Below are 16,768 nucleotides of genomic sequence, written 5' to 3'. Positions count from 1 at the left end.
AAATAATGCGGTTACAACAACTGGTCGATTTAGGGGAGTGCTATTTCATGAACAAGTTTGTCCAACGAGGGCTTCAACGCTTGCCGCTGGCGATCGCGGTCGTTGCAGCGTTGCAAGTCACGCCTGTGTTCGCACAGGACCAGGCGCCGGCAACCGACAGTGCCAGCCAGTCGACCAGCCAGCAGGCTGACACGACCAAGCAGCAGGACCAGAACAAGAAGGCCAAGGAGCTGGAGACGGTGACCGTCACGGGCACCCTGCTGAAGCGGCCGGAATACCAGACCACCTCGCCAGTGCAGGTGATCGACGTCCAGAACAACATCGCCAGCGGTCAGTTCGACACCGCCGACTTCCTGCAGACGACCACCGCTGCCGCGGGCTCCACGCAGATCAATGGCCAGTTCGGCGGCTACATCGTCGAAGGCGGCACCGGCATCCAGACCGTCAACCTGCGTGGTCTGGGCGCCAACCGCACCCTCGTCCTGCTCGACGGTCAGCGCCCGGGTCCGGCCGGCACGCGCGGCCAGACCGGCGCGGGCTTCGACCTCAACGTGATTCCGCAGGTCATCCTGTCGAACATCGAAGTGGTCAAGGACGGTTCTTCGTCGCTGTACGGTTCCGATGCCGTTTCCGGCGTCGTCAACCTGATCACCAAGAAGCGCATGGATCGTCCCGAAATGACTTTCGCCGCCAGCATGCCTCAGCATGGCGGCGGCGAGCAGTACACCTTGTCGTTCGGCACCGGCTGGAACTTCGACAAGGGCAGCGTCGTGCTGGCGGCACAGCTCGATCGGCTCAACGCGATCGAGCTGGGTGACCGCGACTTCCTCAAGTGCAGCCAGGATCGTGTCTGGGGTACCGACGGCCAGCGCATCGACCGCGAGGATCACTCCGTCATCGGAGGCACCAGCCTCGGCGGTTGCAACAACCTGTACGCCAACAGCATCATCAACTACTTCAATCCCGGCATTCGCTACGTGCCGTCCGTGGACGGCAGCACCGTCGGACCGTTCCCCGGTTACCACCCACGGCCGAACCCGTCCAAGAGCTACGGCAACTCGCCGCAGGCGTACTACGAGGATCAGCTCAACTTCCCGTTCGTGGGTGATGCGTACGCCATCAACCAGCGTCAGCGCGCCAGTGTCTATGCGGCCACGAATTTCAGCTTCGGCGAGGTGAACTGGAGCACCCAGTGGCTGGCAAACCGTCGTGAAACCAAGACGCACGGCTACCGCCAGTTCTTCCCGATCGTCTACAACCCGACGGACGACAATTACTACGAGCCCATCATGCCGTTCCCCTCGAATGGCAAGGAGACCGTGGATTATTTCTACGGCACCACCAAGCTGGAAGGCCTGTTCGCCTCCACCGACAGCTGGTCGTGGGAAGTCGATGCCGGCTACAGCCGCTCCAGCGGCGATTACAGCCAGCTCGCGATCGATGCGCGCAAGAGCGGTGACCTGGGCGACGCGGCCAACGAGCTCGACACGCCGCTGGTCGACTACTTCGATCCGGGCATCCTGAACGGCGACAAGATGAGCCAGCTCGTCAACGCCGTCGGCATGAACATCAAGGGCAACACCCTATACACCCAGGCAACCGCCAAGGCGCTGGCCACCGGCAACCTGTTCACCCTGCCGGCGGGCGACGTGGGTGCGGCGTTCGGCCTCGAGTATCGCCATTACTCGATCGACGACCAGCCTTCCGAAGCCTCCAAGAACGGCTGGCTGTGGGGCTCCAGCTCGGCGCAGGTCACGCGCGGACAGGATCACGTCACCGAGGCGTTCTCGGAAATCGACGTGCCGTTGCTGAAGGGCCTGCCGGCAGTCGAGTCGCTGTCGGCCAACTTCTCGGGTCGCGCGTTCAAGTACGGCAGCATCCCGGGCACCGACAACGTGTGGAAGACCGGCCTGAACTGGCAGATCACCCCGACCTTCCGTCTGCGCGGCACGCTGGGCACGTCGTATCGCGCCCCGGGCCTCTACGAGCTCTACCTCGGCAACCAGACCGGGTTCCTGGGCCAGCTCGGCATCGATCCCTGCATTCTGTGGGGTGACAGCAGCAACGATCGCCTCCGTGCCAATTGTGCCGCGGCGGGCATCCCGGCCAACTATCCCGGCGGCGGTGCTTCCGCGACGATCTATTCGGGTGGCGGTGCGGGCTTCCTGAAGCCGGAAACCTCGCGTGCGAAGTCGGCCGGTTTCGTCTGGCAGCCGACCTTCGCCAACCTGAACGTGGCGCTGGACTATTTCGATTACAACGTCCAGGGCGAGATCTCGCAGCTCGACGCCGGCGACATCGTACTCGGCTGCTACGGCTCCACCGTGTATCCCAACTCGTTCTGCAACCAGCTCGTGCGCAACCCGCCGAACGCAGCTGCCGATCCGAACCGGATCACCGAGATCTACAGCGTCTACGTCAACATCAACCGCGAACGGACCCGCGGTTACGACCTGCAGATGAACTACAGCAACGACTTCTCGTTCGGCAAGCTGACGGCGGAAGGGCAGATCACCTACACGATGTCCGACATCTACCAGCTGTTCGACTCGGCTGCGGCCAGCGGCCTGAGCTCGTCGGAGCAGGTGGGTTACATCGGGCGTCCGAAGACGGTGGCTCGCAGCGTCATCAGCCTGGAGCGGGGCGACTGGACCTATACGTGGAACGGCCAGTACGTCAGCACCACCCGCAACAAGGACCTCAGCAACATCTATACCTACCTGGGGTACAAGGGCGCGGCTCGGGACATCGAGGCAAGCTGGCAGCTCATCCACAACGTGTCGGTCGGTTATGAGCGCGGTCATTGGGGTGTGCTGGTCGGTATCCGCAACGTGTTCGATACCGAGCCGGATCTGATCTCGCCGAGCGCGGGTACCACGGTGGGCAATGCACCGCTGTATGCCTCGCAGTACGACTGGTACGGCCGTACGTTCTTTGCGCGTCTGAACTACAAGTTCTGATCGCAAAGGCGTTGGTGCAGGACGAAAAGAGGCGACCTTCGGGTCGCCTCTTTTTTTGTAGTGATGCCGGTGCGCCGTCGCGGCGGTTGGCGAACTACCCGCCGGCCAGCATCGCCTGGATCTTGGCCATGTGCGACTCGGCGGTTTCGCGGGTCACTTCCTTGTCCGCTTCGGGGTCCTTGCCCTGCCAGTGCAGGTCGGTTTGCGGCAGCTCATGCAGGAAACGACTGGGCTGGTTGCGGTGGATCTCGCCGTAGCGCCTGGTCTGCGCGGACCAGGACAGGGTCAGCAGTTCCTTGGCGCGGGTGATGCCGACGTACATCAGGCGGCGTTCCTCGTCGATGCGGCCTTCGTCCAGCGCGCCCTCGTGCGGCAGCGTGCCGTCTTCGCAGCCGACGATGAAGACGAAGCGGAACTCCAGGCCCTTGGCGGCGTGCAGCGTCATCATGCGCACCGCGTTGCCCGGCTCGTCGCGGTCGGCGTGGCTGAGCAGGGCCAGTTGGGCGGCAAGGTCGCCGGCGCTGTTGCCTTTCTGCATCGCGCGGAACCAGTCGGCGAGTTCCTTCAGGTTGCCCAGCTTGCGTTCGCGCACGCTGGCGTCGGGCGTGGCGGCGGCAATCTGTGCGGCGTAGCCGGTGCGCTTGAGGATGCGTTCGACCAGGTCGGCGGCGCTTTCGTGCAACGAGGCGCTGCGCAGTTCATCGAGCAGGTCGGAAAAGCCCGCCAGCGCGGCGGCCGGTCGCGGCGTGAGCTGGCGCAGCACGCCGTCGCTGCGGGTGGCATCGAGCAGCGAGCAGTGGCGCGACTGCGCGATCTGGCCGAGCTTCTCCAGCGTGGTGGAGCCGATCTCGCGTTTGGGCACGTTCACCACGCGCAGGAAGGCGGCGTCGTCGCTGGGGTTGGTCAGCAGGCGCAGGTAGCACAGGATGTCCTTCACCTCGGCGCGGTCGAGGAAGGACAGCGCGCCGGTGAGGTGGTAGGGGATGCGCGCCAGCCGCAGCGCCTTCTCCAGCGGGCGCGCCTGGAAGTTGCCGCGGTACAGGATCGCCATGTCGTCCCAGCGTGCCTTGTGCTTCTCCGCCAGCGTGGTGGCGATCGCGGCGACGCGCTCGGCCTCGTGCTCGGCCTCCTTGCATTCCAGCACGCGGATCGGTGCGCCTTCCGGATGCTCGCTCCACAGCTTCTTTTCGTGGCTGTGCGGGTTGTGCGCGATCAGCGCGTTGGCTGCGCGCAGGATGCGCTTGCCGCAGCGGTAGTTCTGTTCCAGCTTGATCACGCGCAGGTTCGGCCAGTCGCGGCCGAGCTGGTCGATGTTCTCCGGGTTGGCGCCGCGCCAGGCGTAGATCGACTGGTCGTCGTCGCCCACGCAGGTGATTCCGCCGCGCTCGCCGGTGAGCGCTTTCAGCAGGCGGTACTGCGCATCGTTGGTGTCCTGGTACTCGTCCACCAGCAGGTAGCGCAGGCGCTCGCGCCAGGCGTCGCGGCATTCGCCATCCGATTCCAGGATGCGCAGCGGCAGCCGGATCAGGTCGTCGAAATCCACCGCGTTGAACGCGGCCAGGCGCGCCTGGTACAGCTCGTAGATGGTCGCCGCCTCCAGCTCGCGCGGGCTGCGCGCGGCGGCCAGCGCTTCCTGCGGCGACAGCCCGCCGTTCTTCGCGCGGCTGAGCAGGTTGCGCAGGCCGAACAGCACGTCGGGCTTGGCGCCTTTGGGCGCCAGCTCCTTGACGATGCCGCCGCTGTCGTCCGCGTCCAGCACCGAGAAACCGCGGCGCAACCCGGCGCGCGCGTGCTCGATCTGCAGGAACTTCAGCCCCAGCGCGTGGAATGTGCTCACCGTGAGCGCGGCCGCATCCTCGCTCGACACCAGCTTGGCCACGCGCTCGCGCATCTCGCGCGCGGCCTTGTTGGTGAAGGTGATCGCGGCGATTCTCGACGGGTCGAGTCTGCGGCGCTGGATCAGATACGCGATCTTCTGCGTGATCACGCTGGTCTTGCCGGAGCCGGCGCCGGCCAGCACCAGCAGTGGCCCCTCGCAATGTTCGACGGCGGCCAGTTGTTGTGGGTTGAGCATGGATCGTTGCGAGGGTGGGACAGCGCCCGATGGTAACAGAGCGGCCGTGGGGCATAATCGAGCGAACCCACCGATGGGGAGCTGCATGACAGCCCAGCAAGTCGAGCAATGCGACGTGGCGGTGATCGGTGCCGGCCCCGGCGGCAGCACCGCAGCGGCGCTGCTGGCGCGTCGCGGCTACCGGGTGATCGTGCTGGAAAAGGCGCGCCACCCGCGCTTCCACATCGGCGAATCGCTGCTGCCGATGAATCTGCCGGTGTTCGAGCGGCTCGGCGTGCTGGACAAGGTGCACGCGATGGGCGTGTTCAAGGCCGGCGCGGACTTCGAGGCGGACAACGAGCGCGGCTACAACGTGTTCTCGTTCGGTCGCGCACTCGGCGACAGCCCGCCGCACAGCTACCAGGTGTGGCGGCAGGATTTCGACCAGATGCTCTGCGAGCACGCGCGCGAATGCGGCGCCGACGTGCGCGAAGGGCAGCAGGTGGTGGCAGTCGAGCAGCGCGGCCCGCGCCAGACGCGGATCGAGGTGCATGCCGACGACGGCGCGGAGCACGCGATCGAGGCGCGTTACCTGGTCGACGCCAGTGGCCGCGATGCCTTCCTCTCGACGAAGCACAAGCTCAAGCGCAGGAATCGCCAGCACCAGAGCGCGGCGCTGTTCAGCCGATTCCGCCATGCCGCGCGCCGCAGTGGCGAAGACGCGGGCAACGTCAGCATCTACCGCTTCGAGCACGGCTGGATGTGGATGATCCCGTTGCCCGACGACAGCATGAGCGTGGGCGCGGTGTGCTGGCCCGATTACCTCAAGCAAAGGCACGGCGACACGCGCGCCTTCCTGCTCGACACGCTGCGGCAGAACGCGGCGCTGTGGGAACGCCTGCAGGGTGCCGAGCTGATCGACGAGGTGCGTGTGGCCGGCAACTATTCCTACGACTCGCGCGAGATGGCCGGCCCCGGCTGGATCCTGGTCGGCGACGCGTTCGCCTTCCTCGACCCGGTGTTTTCCTCCGGCGTGTTTCTGGCGATGGACGCGGCCGAGCGTGCGGTGGACGTGATCGACGGCGCGCTGCGCGAACCGGAGCGCGAGGCGGCGCTGCAGCGGGCGCTGGAGAAGCGCCTGCGCATGGGCATGGCGCGCTTCGCGTTCTTCATCCACCGCTTCAACGAGCCGGTGATGCGGCGCATGTTCGCTGCGCCGCGCAATGGCTGGCAGCTGGAGCAGGGCGTGATCTCGATGCTGGCCGGCGACCTCTACGACCCGCCGCGCGTGCTGCGGCGGCTGCGCCTGTTCAAGCTGGTCTACGCGATCATGGTGCTGCGCCATCCGCGTCAGTGGTGGCGCGGCCATCGCCATCGGCTCGCGCAGGCGCGCGCGGAGTGAGTGCGCAGCCTACAATGACGCGTTTCCGCTGACCGATCGCCGCGCCGACGCCCCATGGCCAAGCTCTATTTCTATTACTCGGCGATGAACGCCGGCAAGACCACCACGCTGCTGCAGAGCGCGTACAACTATCACGAACGCGGCATGCGCACGCTGATCCTCACGCCGGCGCTGGACAACCGCTTCGGCGAGGGCGTGGTCGCTTCGCGCATCGGGCTGAAGGCGAATGCGCGACGCTTCGCCGGCGACGAGGATCTGTTCGCCCTGGTCGAGGCCGACATCGCCGCACGCGGACCGCTGCATTGCGTGTTCGTCGACGAGGCGCAGTTTCTCGGCAAGGCGCAGGTATGGCAGATCAGCGATGTCGTCGATCGACTCCATATTCCCGTGCTGGCCTATGGTCTGCGCACGGACTTCCGCGGCGAGTTGTTCGAGGGTAGCCGCCACCTGCTGGCCTGGGCCGACGAGCTGCAGGAGATCAAGACGATCTGCCACACCGGGCGCAAGGCCACCATGGTGGTGCGCGTGGACGAGCACGGCCGTGCCGTCACCGAGGGTCCGCAGGTCGAGATCGGCGGCAACGAGCGCTATGTTTCGGTGAGTCGCGCCGAGTTCAAGAAGATCAGCGAAGGCCGCGGTCGCATCGAGCTGCAACAGACGGTGCTGCCGCTGGACGACGAGCGCTGAACCCCGCCATCGCAAGGATGACCATGAGCCACCAGTTCCCCATTCCCGCCTGGCAACGCCCGCACTGGCAGCCGAGCGAAGAAACGATCGTGCTGCAGTTCTACGTGTTCGGAAAATTCGAGGCCGTGCGCGTGCCCTCGCAGGATTACGGCAGCCCCGGCCTGCCGGCGGGCCTCGCCGCGACCAATCATCGCCACGCCGATCTGCGCGGCTGGGACGGCTACCCGCTGAAGGGGGCGATGGGGCGCATGTACAAGGCCGATGCGCCGCAGGCGTTCCAGCGCGCGTTCGATGCACCGGAGGTGATGGTGGTGCGCGGCGCGCTGGCGGACAGCCCGGCCACCGGCTACCTGCGTGACACCCTGGGCGTGCTGGCGGGCATGCTCGACATCGGCGGCGTGGCGGTGCTCGATCCGCAGATACTCAGCCTGCTCGACGCCGATGCCTGGCGCCGCCACTACCTGATCCGTGATGGCGCGCCGATCCGGAACCACCTGCTGATCCTGTGCGACGGCGACACCGCGCCGGGACGCTCGTGGATACGAACGCGCGGCATGCGCAAGTTCGGTCGCCCCGACATCAGCATCCGCGACGTGCCCGACGCCGCCGTCGATCGCGCCGGCGCGTTGTGCGAACAGATGGCCGAATTGCAGGCGCTGGGCGCGCATTTCGCCGATGGCCAGGCGCTCCAGGGCGAGGGCATCCCCGCCGGCATGGTCGCGAGACTCGGCGGCGGCATGGATGAGCCGCCCTTCAACAACAGCTGGGTCGAGTTTCGCTGGGCCTGACCGGCCGCGTGCCGGTCAGCCCGTCTCGTGGCGGGGCGCGGACTGGTTGCAGGGGCGCACAAACGGCGAGGCCGGCACCTGGGTGCCGGCCTCGCATCATCGCAGTACGCGCGGGATCGCGCGGACGGGCTCAGCCCACCGTGATGAAGCGCTGCGCGTCGTCCATGAACGCCTTCTCGCCGAAGCCGCCTTCGTGCGAACCGAACGGCATCTGCGCGCGCAGCTTCCACGTCGCCGGCACGTTCCATTCCTGGCGGGTCGCCTCATCCGTGACCGGGTTGTAGTGCTGCAGGCTGGCGCCCACGCCGGCCTCGGTCAGCGCCAGCCACACGGCGAACTGGGCCATGCCGCTGCTCTGTTCGGACCACACCGGGAAGTTGTCCGCGTACAGGGCGAACTGTTCCTGCAGGCCTTTCACCACCGACTGGTCCTCATAGAACAGCACGGTGCCGATGCCGGCGGCGAAGCTGTCCAGCTTGGCGGCGGTGTTGGCGAACGCCTCGGCCGGCACGATCTTCTTCAGCTCCTGCTTGGTCAGCTCCCAGAACTGCTCGCTCTGCTCGCCGAACAGAATCACCGCGCGCGAACTTTGCGAGTTGAACGACGACGGCGTGTGCTTGATCGCGTCCTTGACCAGGCTGGTGAGGGCGTCCTTGTCCAGCGCCACGTTGCGACCCAGCGCGTACTGGGTGCGGCGCTTCTTGAGCGATTCGATGATGGTGCTGTTCATGGAGGTTCCTCCGAAAGACGTGGGATCTATACGCTTTTTGGAAACAGTGGAAGTCCAGCGACTTTCACGGTTCCTGCGTTACAGGTGGCTATCTTAGAAGCTGAACCCAGGTTGGGTAGCCGGCAAATCGTGACAACTCTGTTTCCAAAAGGAAACAATGACGATGCTTGCCATCGTGGGCCGTACCGGAAAATCGGGGGCGTGCCGCTTTGCCCGCGCCTTCAGCGCTGGCAGTGCGGGCACCAGAAGGTGGAGCGCTGGCCCAGCACGGCCTGCCGGATGGCGCTGCTGCAGACCCGGCAAGGTTCGCCGGCGCGGCCGTAGACCATCAGCTCGCGGAAGAAATAGCCCGGTGCGCCGTCGGGGTTGAGGAAGTCGCGCAAGGTGGTGCCGCCGCGCTCGATCGCCCATGCCAGCAGGTGCTTCACTTCGGCGGCCAGTCGTTCGTAGCGCGCCCGCGACACGCCGCCGGCGGCGCGGCGCGGATCGATGCCGGCGCGGAACAGCGCCTCGCTGGCGTAGATGTTGCCCACCCCGACGACGACGGCGTTGTCCATCAGGAACAGCTTCACCGCCGCCGTGCGTCCGCGCGAGCGACGCCACAGCAGCTCGCCGTCGAAGGCGTCGGTCAGCGGTTCGGGGCCGAGATGGGCCAGCAGCTCGTGCGTGGTGCCCGGCGGTTGCCACAGCAGGCAGCCGAAGCGGCGAGGGTCGGTGAAGCGCAGGACGCGCGATGCCTGCGCGGCGCTGCGTTCCAGCGCGATGTCGACATGATCGTGCTTGCCCACCGGCGCGTCGGGCGGCAGCACACGCAGCACGCCGCTCATGCCCAGATGCAGCAGCGCGCTGCCGGCGGCGGTGTGCAGCAACAGGTATTTCGCGCGGCGTTCCACCGCGTCGATGCGCTGGCCGGGCAGCAGCTCGCCGATCTCGGGCGGGATCGGCCAGCGCAGATCGGGACGGCGCAGGAGCACGCCGCTGACGCGACGGCCGATCAGGTACGGCGCGATGCCGCGGCGGGTGGTTTCGACTTCCGGCAGTTCGGGCACGACAGTTCGACGCTCAGTGCAGTTCGGTGGTGCGGATTTCCGGCGAGCGCGGCATGTAGCGCGCGGACACCAGCGCCACGCGCTCGCCGACGCGCACATAGCGTTGCGGCCCGGTCACCGCATTGATGCCGAAGGCCAATGTCTGGCCGTCCAGAGTCAGCACCGCATGCGGCGGCGCCAGGCCGATCTTCGCCAGCTCGAAATCGGCCAGCGGACGCCAGTTCAGCGCGCGCGCGGCGGCGATGTCGGCCAGGTCGCGCAGGCGGTCGTCGTCGGCCACCCGGCGCGCCGTGCCGTCGGTACGCCACCAGTGGCCGTCGCCACGCTTCTCGTAATGCAACGTGGCGGCGCCGGGCAGGGCGAGGCTGATGTGGTTGATCACGGACGGATCGAGCGTGGTCAGCTCACCGTTCGCGCGGCTCGCGTCGTGTTGCCATTGCCACAGCGCCAGTCCGAGCAGCATGGCCACGGCGGCGAGCAGCAACCATCGTTGCCGGGCGGCGCGCTTCATCATTCAGCGCCGCCGCCGGCGCCACACGATGACGCCGCCGATGACCAGCAGCAGCAGCGGCAGGCCGAACAGGAAGCCGAAGCTCAGCACGTTCAACTCGCCCTGCGAGATTTCCAGCAGACGGTCCGGCGCGCCGCGCGGCGGCACGTCGACCAGCTTGTCGTCGCCCAGCAGCCAGTTGAACACCCGCTCGCCCAGCGCACGGTTGCCGCCGTTGCCGAGATAGGTGTTGGAGAGGAAATCCCCATCGCCGATCACCACCGCGCGCTGTTCGCTCTTGTCCGGGCTGGGCGACAGCCGGCTCAACGCGAAACCGAAATCCAGCGGGCCTTTCAGCTCGCCTGCATCGGCGTCGAAGCGGATGTCGGAGCTTCTCGTGTTGTCGATCGGCTGGAACTCGGTCCAGCTCTGCGGACTGGAACGCAGGAAGGCGTGCGTCGCCCAGCCCGTGCGCGCCACCTCGGCCAGCGCCGACGCCTGCGGGAACAGCGTGGCGAGCTGGAAGCCGCGGGTGATCGCCTGCGGCGGGTAGCTGCCCAGCGCGAGCATGCGCGGATCGTGCAGGCCCAGCGCCGAACCGGAACCGTCGACCAGCACGCCCGGCAACACGCGCACGCCCAGCACGTCGGCCAGCGGCTTGAGGCCGAGTTCGCCGTTGGCCGGCTCGGTGAGCCACAGCAGATTGCCGCCGGCCTGCACGTAGTCGACCAGGGCCTGCACCGCGCCCGGCGCGAGCGATACCGTGGGGCTGGCCAGCACCACCAGGTCGGTGTGTTCGGGCACCGCGTTGACCTGCGAGAAGTTGAGCGGCACCGCGCGCATGCCGCGGCTTTCCAGCTGCGCCATGAAGGTGCCCATGTCGGCATTCGCCTGGCCGTCGGCGCGCCGCTCGTCGTCGCCGGTGACGAAGGCGACGATGCGGTCGTTGCCGCGCTGCAGCCGCTCCAGCGCGTTGGTCAGGCTGCGCTCGGACAACTCGTCCAGGCGTTGCTCGTGGTCTCGGTAATGCAGGATCAGCGCGCCGTCGACGGTGATCCCCAGCTCGCGCATCCGGGCCGGGTCCAGTTGCGGGTCGACGAAGCGCAGGCTGATGTCGCGCTTCACCATCTGGTAGCGCTGCAGGAAGCCGGCAATAGTCTGGCGCAGGTCGCCCTGCGGGCTGGCGTAGCTGACGATGTCCACCGGCCCGTCGAGTTTCGCCAGCACCGCGCGGCTTTCCGGCGACAGGCTGATGCGACCGTTCGCGGTCCAGTCGGCTACGTAGACGTGGCGCGTGCCGAGATAACCGATCGCGGCGCAGCCCAGCAGCAACAGCAGCGCGAACAACCAGCCGTCCAGACGTCTGAATACGCTGCGCATCAGCCGCGCTCCCGCTCGGTGGAGAGGTGGCGCGTGGCCAGCGCCAGCGAGAGGCTGGTCAGCAGCGCGAACCACAGGATGTCGGCGCTGGAGACCAGGCCGCGCAGCAGCGGTTGCACGTGCGTGCTCATCGCCAGCCAGTTGATCGCGCCGCCGTCGATGCCGGCCATCTGCGCGCCCAGGTTCACGCTCCACAGCGCCAGTCCCAGGATCAGCGCGGCGGCCGCGGCGATGGCCGGGTGGCTGGCGAAACTGGAACAGGCCAGCCCCAGCGCCGCCAGCGCGGCCAGCATCAACGCCAGGCCGATGGCGGCGGCGGCGAGTTTGCCCCAGTCCAGATCGGTGGCGTGTGCCAGCGTCAGCGGCATGGCCAGGGTCAGCGCCAACCACGGCAGCAACCAGCCGAGCAGCGCAAGGTACTTGCCAAGCACGATGCGCGACGCCGGCACGCCGGCGGCAAACAGCAGCGGCAGCGTGCCGTTGCGGCGTTCACCGGCGATCGCCGACATGGTCAGCAGCGGCACCACCAGGAACGCGAGTTGCGCGAGTTGCCCCAGCAGCGGTACCGCCACCAGATCGGTGAAGCCGGGGCCGTCGGGCAGGGCGGCGCGCTGAACCTGGCCGGCCAGGAAACTGCCCAGCAGTACGGTGAAGTTCCAGCCCAGCCAGGCCAGGGTCAGCGCTGCGAGTAGCCAGCCCAGCGGACGCACCAGCAGGCGACGCCATTCCAGGCGAGTCACCGCCCACGTGCTCATGCGGCCTGCGCCGGGCGCGGGTTCATCGCGATCTCGAAGAAGCGCCGTTCCAGCGCCGCATGATCGCCGGCCTCGACCGTGCCTTCGTGCTGCAACGCGCCCTCGTGCAGGATCGCCACGCGATCGCACACCGCGGTGACTTCGGCCAGCACATGCGTGGACAGGATCACCGCGGTGCCGGCGGCGGCCTGCTCGCGGATGAGGCTGCGCAGCGCGGCCACCTGCACCGGGTCGAGTGCGTTCGCCGGTTCGTCCAGCACCAGCAGCGCTGGGCGGTGCACCAGCGCGCAGGCCAGCCCCAGCCGCTGGCGCTGGCCCTGCGACAGCACACCGGCCAGGCGCCGCGCCAGCGGTTGCAGTTCCAGCCGCTCGATGATCGCGCTGCGGGCCGCGCGCAGGGCGGCGCCATTCAGGCCGCGGATGCGGGCGTGCGCGTCCAGGTGTTCGGTCACGGTCAGTTCCGGCCACAGCGGCGCGCGTTCGGGCAGCCAGCCGATGCATGTGCGAGCCAGCTCCGGGTGTTCCAGGAAGTCCTCGCCGTTCAGCTTGATGACGCCGCGGTCCGGGCGCAGCGCCCCGGCGATCATCGACAAGGTGGTCGATTTGCCGGCGCCGTTGACGCCGAGCAGGCCCAGCACCTGGCCGCGCGGCAGGCTCAGGCTGAGATCGCGCACGGCAACGCGACCGGCGCGGCGGCGTGCGACGTGATCCAGCTGCAGGGCGGGCGGCGGGTCGGGGGGGATGATCGTGGTCATTGCCTGATTGTCACGGCGCCCCCATGGTTAGACAACAGGCGATCGTGCGCGCTGCCAACCAACGCCGGTTTCACTTCCGCCTCTTGACAGGCTGTTACCATCATGACCCGGCCATGCTGGTGGGTATGGCATTCCCCGAATTAGACTCCACCCCGTCCCCCCGTTCCATCCCCATTCGGTAACTTTCATGCTTGACGCGGTACTCGATTTCCTCAACCACGGCCTCGCCAACGCGAGCTGGGGCCAGATCGCCATCTACATGCTGGTGGTGACCCAGCTCACCATCTTCACGGTGACGCTGTACCTGCATCGCAGCCAGACCCATCGCGGCGTGGATTTCCACCCCGTGCTGGCGCACTTCTTCCGTTTCTGGGGCTGGCTCACCACCGGCATGGTCACCCGCGAATGGGTGGCGGTGCATCGCAAGCACCACGCCAAGGTGGAGACTGCGGAGGACCCGCACAGCCCGATGATCTACGGCATCCGCAAGGTGTTCTGGGATGGCGTGTCGCTCTACCGCGACGCCTGCGAGAACAAGCAGGACATGGCGCAGTACGGTCGCGGCACGCCCGACGACTGGATCGAGCACAAGCTCTACGGCGCGCATCCCTACTGGGGCCCGACCCTGATGTTGTTCATCAGCGTGGCCTTGTTCGGCGTGATCGGCGCGGCGCTGTGGGCGCTGCAGATGGTGTGGATCCCGTTCTGGGCCGCCGGCTTCGTCAACGGCATCGGCCACTGGGCCGGCTACCGCAACTTCGAGAGCGCCGACACCGCGCGCAACCTGATTCCGTGGGGTTTCTGGATCGGCGGTGAAGAGCTGCACAACAACCACCACGCCTTCCCCAGCTCGGCCAAGTTCGCCCTGCGCAAGTGGGAGTTCGATATCGGCTGGGCGGCGATCTGCGGCCTGCGTGCCGTGGGCCTGGCCAAGGTGTTGCGCGTGGCGCCCTCGCTGGACGTGCGCCCGAACGTGCGCCTGCCCGACGCCGACACGCTCAAGGCGGTGCTCACCCATCGCTTCCAGGCGATGACCGACTATTACCGCGGCGTGATCGTGCCGACTCTGCGCGACGAGGCGCAGCACGCCGGCGAGAACATCAGGGCGATCCCGCGCCGGATGCGGCTGGCCATGGCCGACGGCGGCCGTTGGCTCGACAGCGAGGGCCGCGACCGCATGCAGGCGATGCTGGCCAAGCGCCCCACACTGAAGACCGTGGTCGAGTTCCGCAGCCGCCTTGCGGCGCTGATGGAACAGCGCGGTGCCGACCAGGCGCTGAAGGGTTTGCAGCAGTGGATCCACGAGGCCGAGGAAAGCGGCATCCGCGCGCTGCAGGAGTTCGCCCAGCGGCTCAAGGGCTACACGGTCGCCACGGCCTGAGCGCCGGCGGCATCGACCCGAACCAGGCCCGCCTCGATGGCGGGCTTTTCGTTTGCCTTGAGGGAACCCCCGACTCTGTGTTTAGACCGGACACATGGTGGACGCTTTCAGGGCAGCCTCCGGCCGGGGGGCGAGGTTGCCCCGAAGAGCCGGGGCTTCGTGTGCCCCGGTTTCTCCGTTCGGGCGGCGCATGGCAAGCTCGAACCCTTGCGCATCGACAGGGAGGTACGGAATGACCCCGAGGGTGGTGGTGCTTGGCGCGACCGGCGTGTTCGGTTCGCGCATCGCGACGCGGCTTGCGCACGACGCACGTTTCGAACTGTTGCTGGCTGGACGCCACAAGGCGTCGCTGGAGGCATTGCGCGCGGCGATCGGCGATGCGCGTGTGCGCGTCCATGCACTGGATACGGCGAGTGCGGACTTTCCGGCGGCGCTGGCCGCGCTCGAACCGCATCTGGTGATCCACGCCGCCGGCCCGTTCCAGGGGCAGGATTATCGTGTCGCGGAAGCGTGCATCGACGCCGGCAGTGATTACATCGACCTCGCCGATGGCCGTGATTTTGTCTGCGGCTTTTCCCGGCTAAACGAGCGCGCACGGTGTGCGGGCCGGCTGCTGGTCAGCGGTGCGTCCAGCGTGCCGGCGCTGAGTTCAGCGGCGGTCGATGCGCTGTTGCCCCGCTTCGGCCGGCTCGACGCCATCGAACACGCGATCAATCCCGGCAACCGCACGCCGCGCGGCGATGCCACGGTGGCCTCCATCCTCGGCTATTGCGGGCGGCCGATCCGCGTCTGGCGCGAGGGCCGCTGGGACACGGTGCATGGCTGGATGGACAGCCGGCGCCAATGGTTCCCGTTCGGCCATCGCCGCGTCGGCGTCTGCGATGTTCCGGATCTCGAACTGTTTCACGCGCGTTATCCGCAGGCGCGTTCGGTGGTCTTCCGCGCCGGCCTCGAACTGCCCTTGCTGCAATGGGCGACTTGGGGCATGGGCGTACTGGTGCGACTGGGCCTGATCCGCGATCTCGCGCGCCACGCGCCCGCACTGCGGCGCATGAGCGAATGGTTCGTGCGCCTGGGCACTGATGTCGGCGGCATGGTGGTGGAGTTGCGTGGCACCGACGAGCAAGGCCGGCCGCTGCACCTGTGCTGGTGGCTGGATGCCGACGCGGGCGATGGCCCGCAGGTGCCGGTGACGCCGGCGATCGTGTTTGCGCGGCGCTGGGCGGATGGTCTGCTGGCCGAGAAGGGCGCCATGCCCTGCATGGGATTGCTTGCGCTCGATCAGATCGTCGCCGGCTTCGAGGGATTCGCGTTGCGCACCGGCGTCGAGGTGCTCAGTCGATGAAGCGCCACGCCTGGTCCGGCTCGCGCAGGCGGCATTGTGCGCGCCGACCGAACAGGCGGTATCGGTGGCGGGCGAGCCAGCGGTAGGCGCCGTCGCGCCAGCGGCGTGGAACCATGCGCAGCATCGCGCTTGCCGGGCGCCACGGCCCGCCCAAGTGGCGAAGCACGCGGACAATGGCGTCCGTGTCGCGGTAACCCCGATCCTGCTCGACCAGCAGGAACGACACCGGGTCGTCCGGCGACAAGCCGTGCGCCACCAGCAGGGCGCGACCATGTTGCCCCTGCATCGCCGCCAGCCGGAAGCGGCCGGTACGGTCGTGACGCAGGATGAAATCCACCCAGCGGCTGCACAGCACGCAGACGCCATCGAAGACGATGACGGGGTGTTCGCCTTCAGGTGACACGGTCGATCTCCAGCCAGCCGCGGTAGGCGACGAGCCGACCGAGCAACGGCAGGCGCACGTCGATGTCGAAGGCGTAGCGCCCGTCGTGCGCACCGCTGCGCGACCGCACCGTGCCGCAGAAGGAGCGCGGCAACCGCAGGCCGAACAGGCTCACGCCCCGCAGTTGCCAGTCGATCGCGTCGCCGTCGCGGCGCAGCGCGAAGCGCAGCGTGGCCGGCCCGAGATGTTCGTGCAGCAGCGGCGAGCCGGCGTGGCGGTCGAGCCTGGACTGCATGCGTCGGCCGGTGAACCGGCGCGTCCATACTTCGCGGTTGCCGTGGCGCTCGATCGTCAGCGCCAGTGCCTGCTGCGGGCCGGGCGCGGGCAGGCCGAGCAGCCGGCGCAGGCAGCGCGCGGGGAAGTGGCCGGCGCCATCGACGTCGGCCACGCCGCTCGCGCGCAGCAGCGGTGCGGCGCCGTGCATCGCCTGCACGGCCGCGGGCAAGGCGCGCCAGGCGTCATCGCCGAGCAGGGTGGGGAACAGGGCGGGGAATGTCATGGCCCGATGATGCGCGATAGGCGGGCTTCGGGCAAAAGGAAAACCCGCCGGG

15 protein-coding genes are annotated in these 16,768 nt (G+C 67.8%); 6 read left to right on the top strand and 9 right to left on the bottom strand.

What is annotated here, in order from left to right:
- The first annotated feature begins 47 nt into the window (after positions 1–47).
- On the top strand, positions 48–2,960 hold the full coding sequence (locus ACVCMI_RS00315; protein ID WP_447097880.1) for a TonB-dependent receptor domain-containing protein: 2,913 nt from the start codon (positions 48–50) through the stop codon (positions 2,958–2,960).
- Between the two features lie 94 nt (positions 2,961–3,054).
- On the opposite strand, the gene ACVCMI_RS00310 is transcribed toward ACVCMI_RS00315, so the two are convergent.
- Positions 3,055–5,034 carry a UvrD-helicase domain-containing protein gene (locus tag ACVCMI_RS00310; protein WP_447097881.1) on the bottom strand — a complete coding sequence of 660 codons (1,980 nt, stop codon included), beginning with the start codon at positions 5,032–5,034 and terminating at the stop codon, positions 3,055–3,057.
- A gap of 85 nt (positions 5,035–5,119) precedes the next feature.
- Between ACVCMI_RS00310 and ACVCMI_RS00305 the strand changes: the two genes are divergently transcribed.
- Genes ACVCMI_RS00305 through ACVCMI_RS00295 form a run of 3 tightly spaced genes read left to right on the top strand, consistent with a single transcriptional unit; the run spans position 5,120 to position 7,890 of the window.
- Entirely contained in the window at positions 5,120–6,415 is a 1,296-nt protein-coding gene (locus tag ACVCMI_RS00305) for an NAD(P)/FAD-dependent oxidoreductase (protein WP_447097882.1), read from the top strand.
- Positions 6,416–6,469: 54 nt separating this feature from the next.
- Entirely contained in the window at positions 6,470–7,102 is a 633-nt protein-coding gene (locus tag ACVCMI_RS00300; protein ID WP_447097883.1) for a thymidine kinase, read from the top strand.
- Between the two features lie 23 nt (positions 7,103–7,125).
- Complete coding sequence (locus ACVCMI_RS00295; protein WP_395120440.1) at positions 7,126–7,890, top strand: hypothetical protein; 765 nt, start codon at positions 7,126–7,128, stop codon at positions 7,888–7,890.
- A 130-nt stretch (positions 7,891–8,020) separates the two neighbouring features.
- On the opposite strand, the gene ACVCMI_RS00290 is transcribed toward ACVCMI_RS00295, so the two are convergent.
- The 6 genes from ACVCMI_RS00290 to ACVCMI_RS00265 all read right to left on the bottom strand — a co-directional run bounded on the left by ACVCMI_RS00290 (position 8,021) and on the right by ACVCMI_RS00265 (position 13,049).
- Positions 8,021–8,620 (bottom strand): nitroreductase family protein, encoded by a 600-nt coding sequence (locus ACVCMI_RS00290; RefSeq protein WP_447097884.1) that lies wholly within the window; start codon positions 8,618–8,620, stop codon positions 8,021–8,023.
- A 221-nt stretch (positions 8,621–8,841) separates the two neighbouring features.
- Positions 8,842–9,669 (bottom strand): bifunctional DNA-formamidopyrimidine glycosylase/DNA-(apurinic or apyrimidinic site) lyase, encoded by an 828-nt coding sequence (mutM, locus tag ACVCMI_RS00285; protein ID WP_447097885.1) that lies wholly within the window; start codon positions 9,667–9,669, stop codon positions 8,842–8,844.
- Between the two features lie 13 nt (positions 9,670–9,682).
- Entirely contained in the window at positions 9,683–10,180 is a 498-nt protein-coding gene (locus ACVCMI_RS00280; protein ID WP_447099517.1) for a hypothetical protein, read from the bottom strand.
- A gap of 3 nt (positions 10,181–10,183) precedes the next feature.
- On the bottom strand, positions 10,184–11,539 hold the full coding sequence (locus tag ACVCMI_RS00275) for a GldG family protein (protein ID WP_447097886.1): 1,356 nt from the start codon (positions 11,537–11,539) through the stop codon (positions 10,184–10,186).
- Complete coding sequence (locus ACVCMI_RS00270) at positions 11,539–12,294, bottom strand: ABC transporter permease (RefSeq protein WP_447097887.1); 756 nt, start codon at positions 12,292–12,294, stop codon at positions 11,539–11,541. Before ACVCMI_RS00270 ends, ACVCMI_RS00275 begins: the two co-directional genes overlap by 1 nt.
- Positions 12,291–13,049 carry an ABC transporter ATP-binding protein gene (locus tag ACVCMI_RS00265; protein ID WP_447097888.1) on the bottom strand — a complete coding sequence of 253 codons (759 nt, stop codon included), beginning with the start codon at positions 13,047–13,049 and terminating at the stop codon, positions 12,291–12,293. Before ACVCMI_RS00265 ends, ACVCMI_RS00270 begins: the two co-directional genes overlap by 4 nt.
- Positions 13,050–13,236: 187 nt before the next feature.
- Here ACVCMI_RS00265 and ACVCMI_RS00260 point away from each other — a divergent pair, with 187 nt between their 5' ends.
- Complete coding sequence (locus ACVCMI_RS00260; RefSeq protein ID WP_447097889.1) at positions 13,237–14,430, top strand: DesA family fatty acid desaturase; 1,194 nt, start codon at positions 13,237–13,239, stop codon at positions 14,428–14,430.
- Positions 14,431–14,662: 232 nt separating this feature from the next.
- Positions 14,663–15,775 (top strand): saccharopine dehydrogenase family protein, encoded by a 1,113-nt coding sequence (locus ACVCMI_RS00255; protein WP_447097890.1) that lies wholly within the window; start codon positions 14,663–14,665, stop codon positions 15,773–15,775.
- On the opposite strand, the gene ACVCMI_RS00250 is transcribed toward ACVCMI_RS00255, so the two are convergent.
- Both ACVCMI_RS00250 and ACVCMI_RS00245 read right to left on the bottom strand, forming a co-directional pair.
- The gene (locus ACVCMI_RS00250; protein WP_447097891.1) at positions 15,765–16,178 is read right to left on the bottom strand and encodes a thiol-disulfide oxidoreductase DCC family protein; all 414 of its coding nucleotides are present in this window, start codon (positions 16,176–16,178) and stop codon (positions 15,765–15,767) included. The two genes, ACVCMI_RS00255 and ACVCMI_RS00250, sit on opposite strands and share 11 nt — an antisense overlap.
- The gene (locus ACVCMI_RS00245) at positions 16,168–16,716 is read right to left on the bottom strand and encodes a DUF4166 domain-containing protein (protein WP_447097892.1); all 549 of its coding nucleotides are present in this window, start codon (positions 16,714–16,716) and stop codon (positions 16,168–16,170) included. Before ACVCMI_RS00245 ends, ACVCMI_RS00250 begins: the two co-directional genes overlap by 11 nt.
- Positions 16,717–16,768 lie beyond the last annotated feature (52 nt).

This window comes from Rhodanobacter sp. UC4448_H15 (assembly GCF_052978265.1).
Note: the sequence above shows the minus strand (reverse complement) of the source record. Positions and strands in the feature narration are given on the sequence as shown.

Bases quoted from the DNA above. Each gene is read 5' to 3' on its own strand.
- ACVCMI_RS00275 (WP_447097886.1), bottom strand. From the start codon at position 11,539: ATGCGCAGCGTATTCAGACGTCTGGACGGCTGGTTGTTCGCGCTGCTG.
- ACVCMI_RS00265 (WP_447097888.1), bottom strand. From the start codon at position 13,049: ATGACCACGATCATCCCCCCCGACCCGCCGCCCGCCCTGCAGCTGGAT.
- ACVCMI_RS00315 (WP_447097880.1), top strand. From the start codon at position 48: ATGAACAAGTTTGTCCAACGAGGGCTTCAACGCTTGCCGCTGGCGATC.
- ACVCMI_RS00310 (WP_447097881.1), bottom strand. From the start codon at position 5,034: ATGCTCAACCCACAACAACTGGCCGCCGTCGAACATTGCGAGGGGCCA.
- ACVCMI_RS00270 (WP_447097887.1), bottom strand. From the start codon at position 12,294: ATGAGCACGTGGGCGGTGACTCGCCTGGAATGGCGTCGCCTGCTGGTG.
- ACVCMI_RS00255 (WP_447097890.1), top strand. From the start codon at position 14,663: ATGACCCCGAGGGTGGTGGTGCTTGGCGCGACCGGCGTGTTCGGTTCG.
- ACVCMI_RS00260 (WP_447097889.1), top strand. From the start codon at position 13,237: ATGCTTGACGCGGTACTCGATTTCCTCAACCACGGCCTCGCCAACGCG.
- ACVCMI_RS00290 (WP_447097884.1), bottom strand. From the start codon at position 8,620: ATGAACAGCACCATCATCGAATCGCTCAAGAAGCGCCGCACCCAGTAC.
- ACVCMI_RS00305 (WP_447097882.1), top strand. From the start codon at position 5,120: ATGACAGCCCAGCAAGTCGAGCAATGCGACGTGGCGGTGATCGGTGCC.
- ACVCMI_RS00295 (WP_395120440.1), top strand. From the start codon at position 7,126: ATGAGCCACCAGTTCCCCATTCCCGCCTGGCAACGCCCGCACTGGCAG.
- ACVCMI_RS00280 (WP_447099517.1), bottom strand. From the start codon at position 10,180: ATGAAGCGCGCCGCCCGGCAACGATGGTTGCTGCTCGCCGCCGTGGCC.
- ACVCMI_RS00300 (WP_447097883.1), top strand. From the start codon at position 6,470: ATGGCCAAGCTCTATTTCTATTACTCGGCGATGAACGCCGGCAAGACC.
- ACVCMI_RS00245 (WP_447097892.1), bottom strand. From the start codon at position 16,716: ATGACATTCCCCGCCCTGTTCCCCACCCTGCTCGGCGATGACGCCTGG.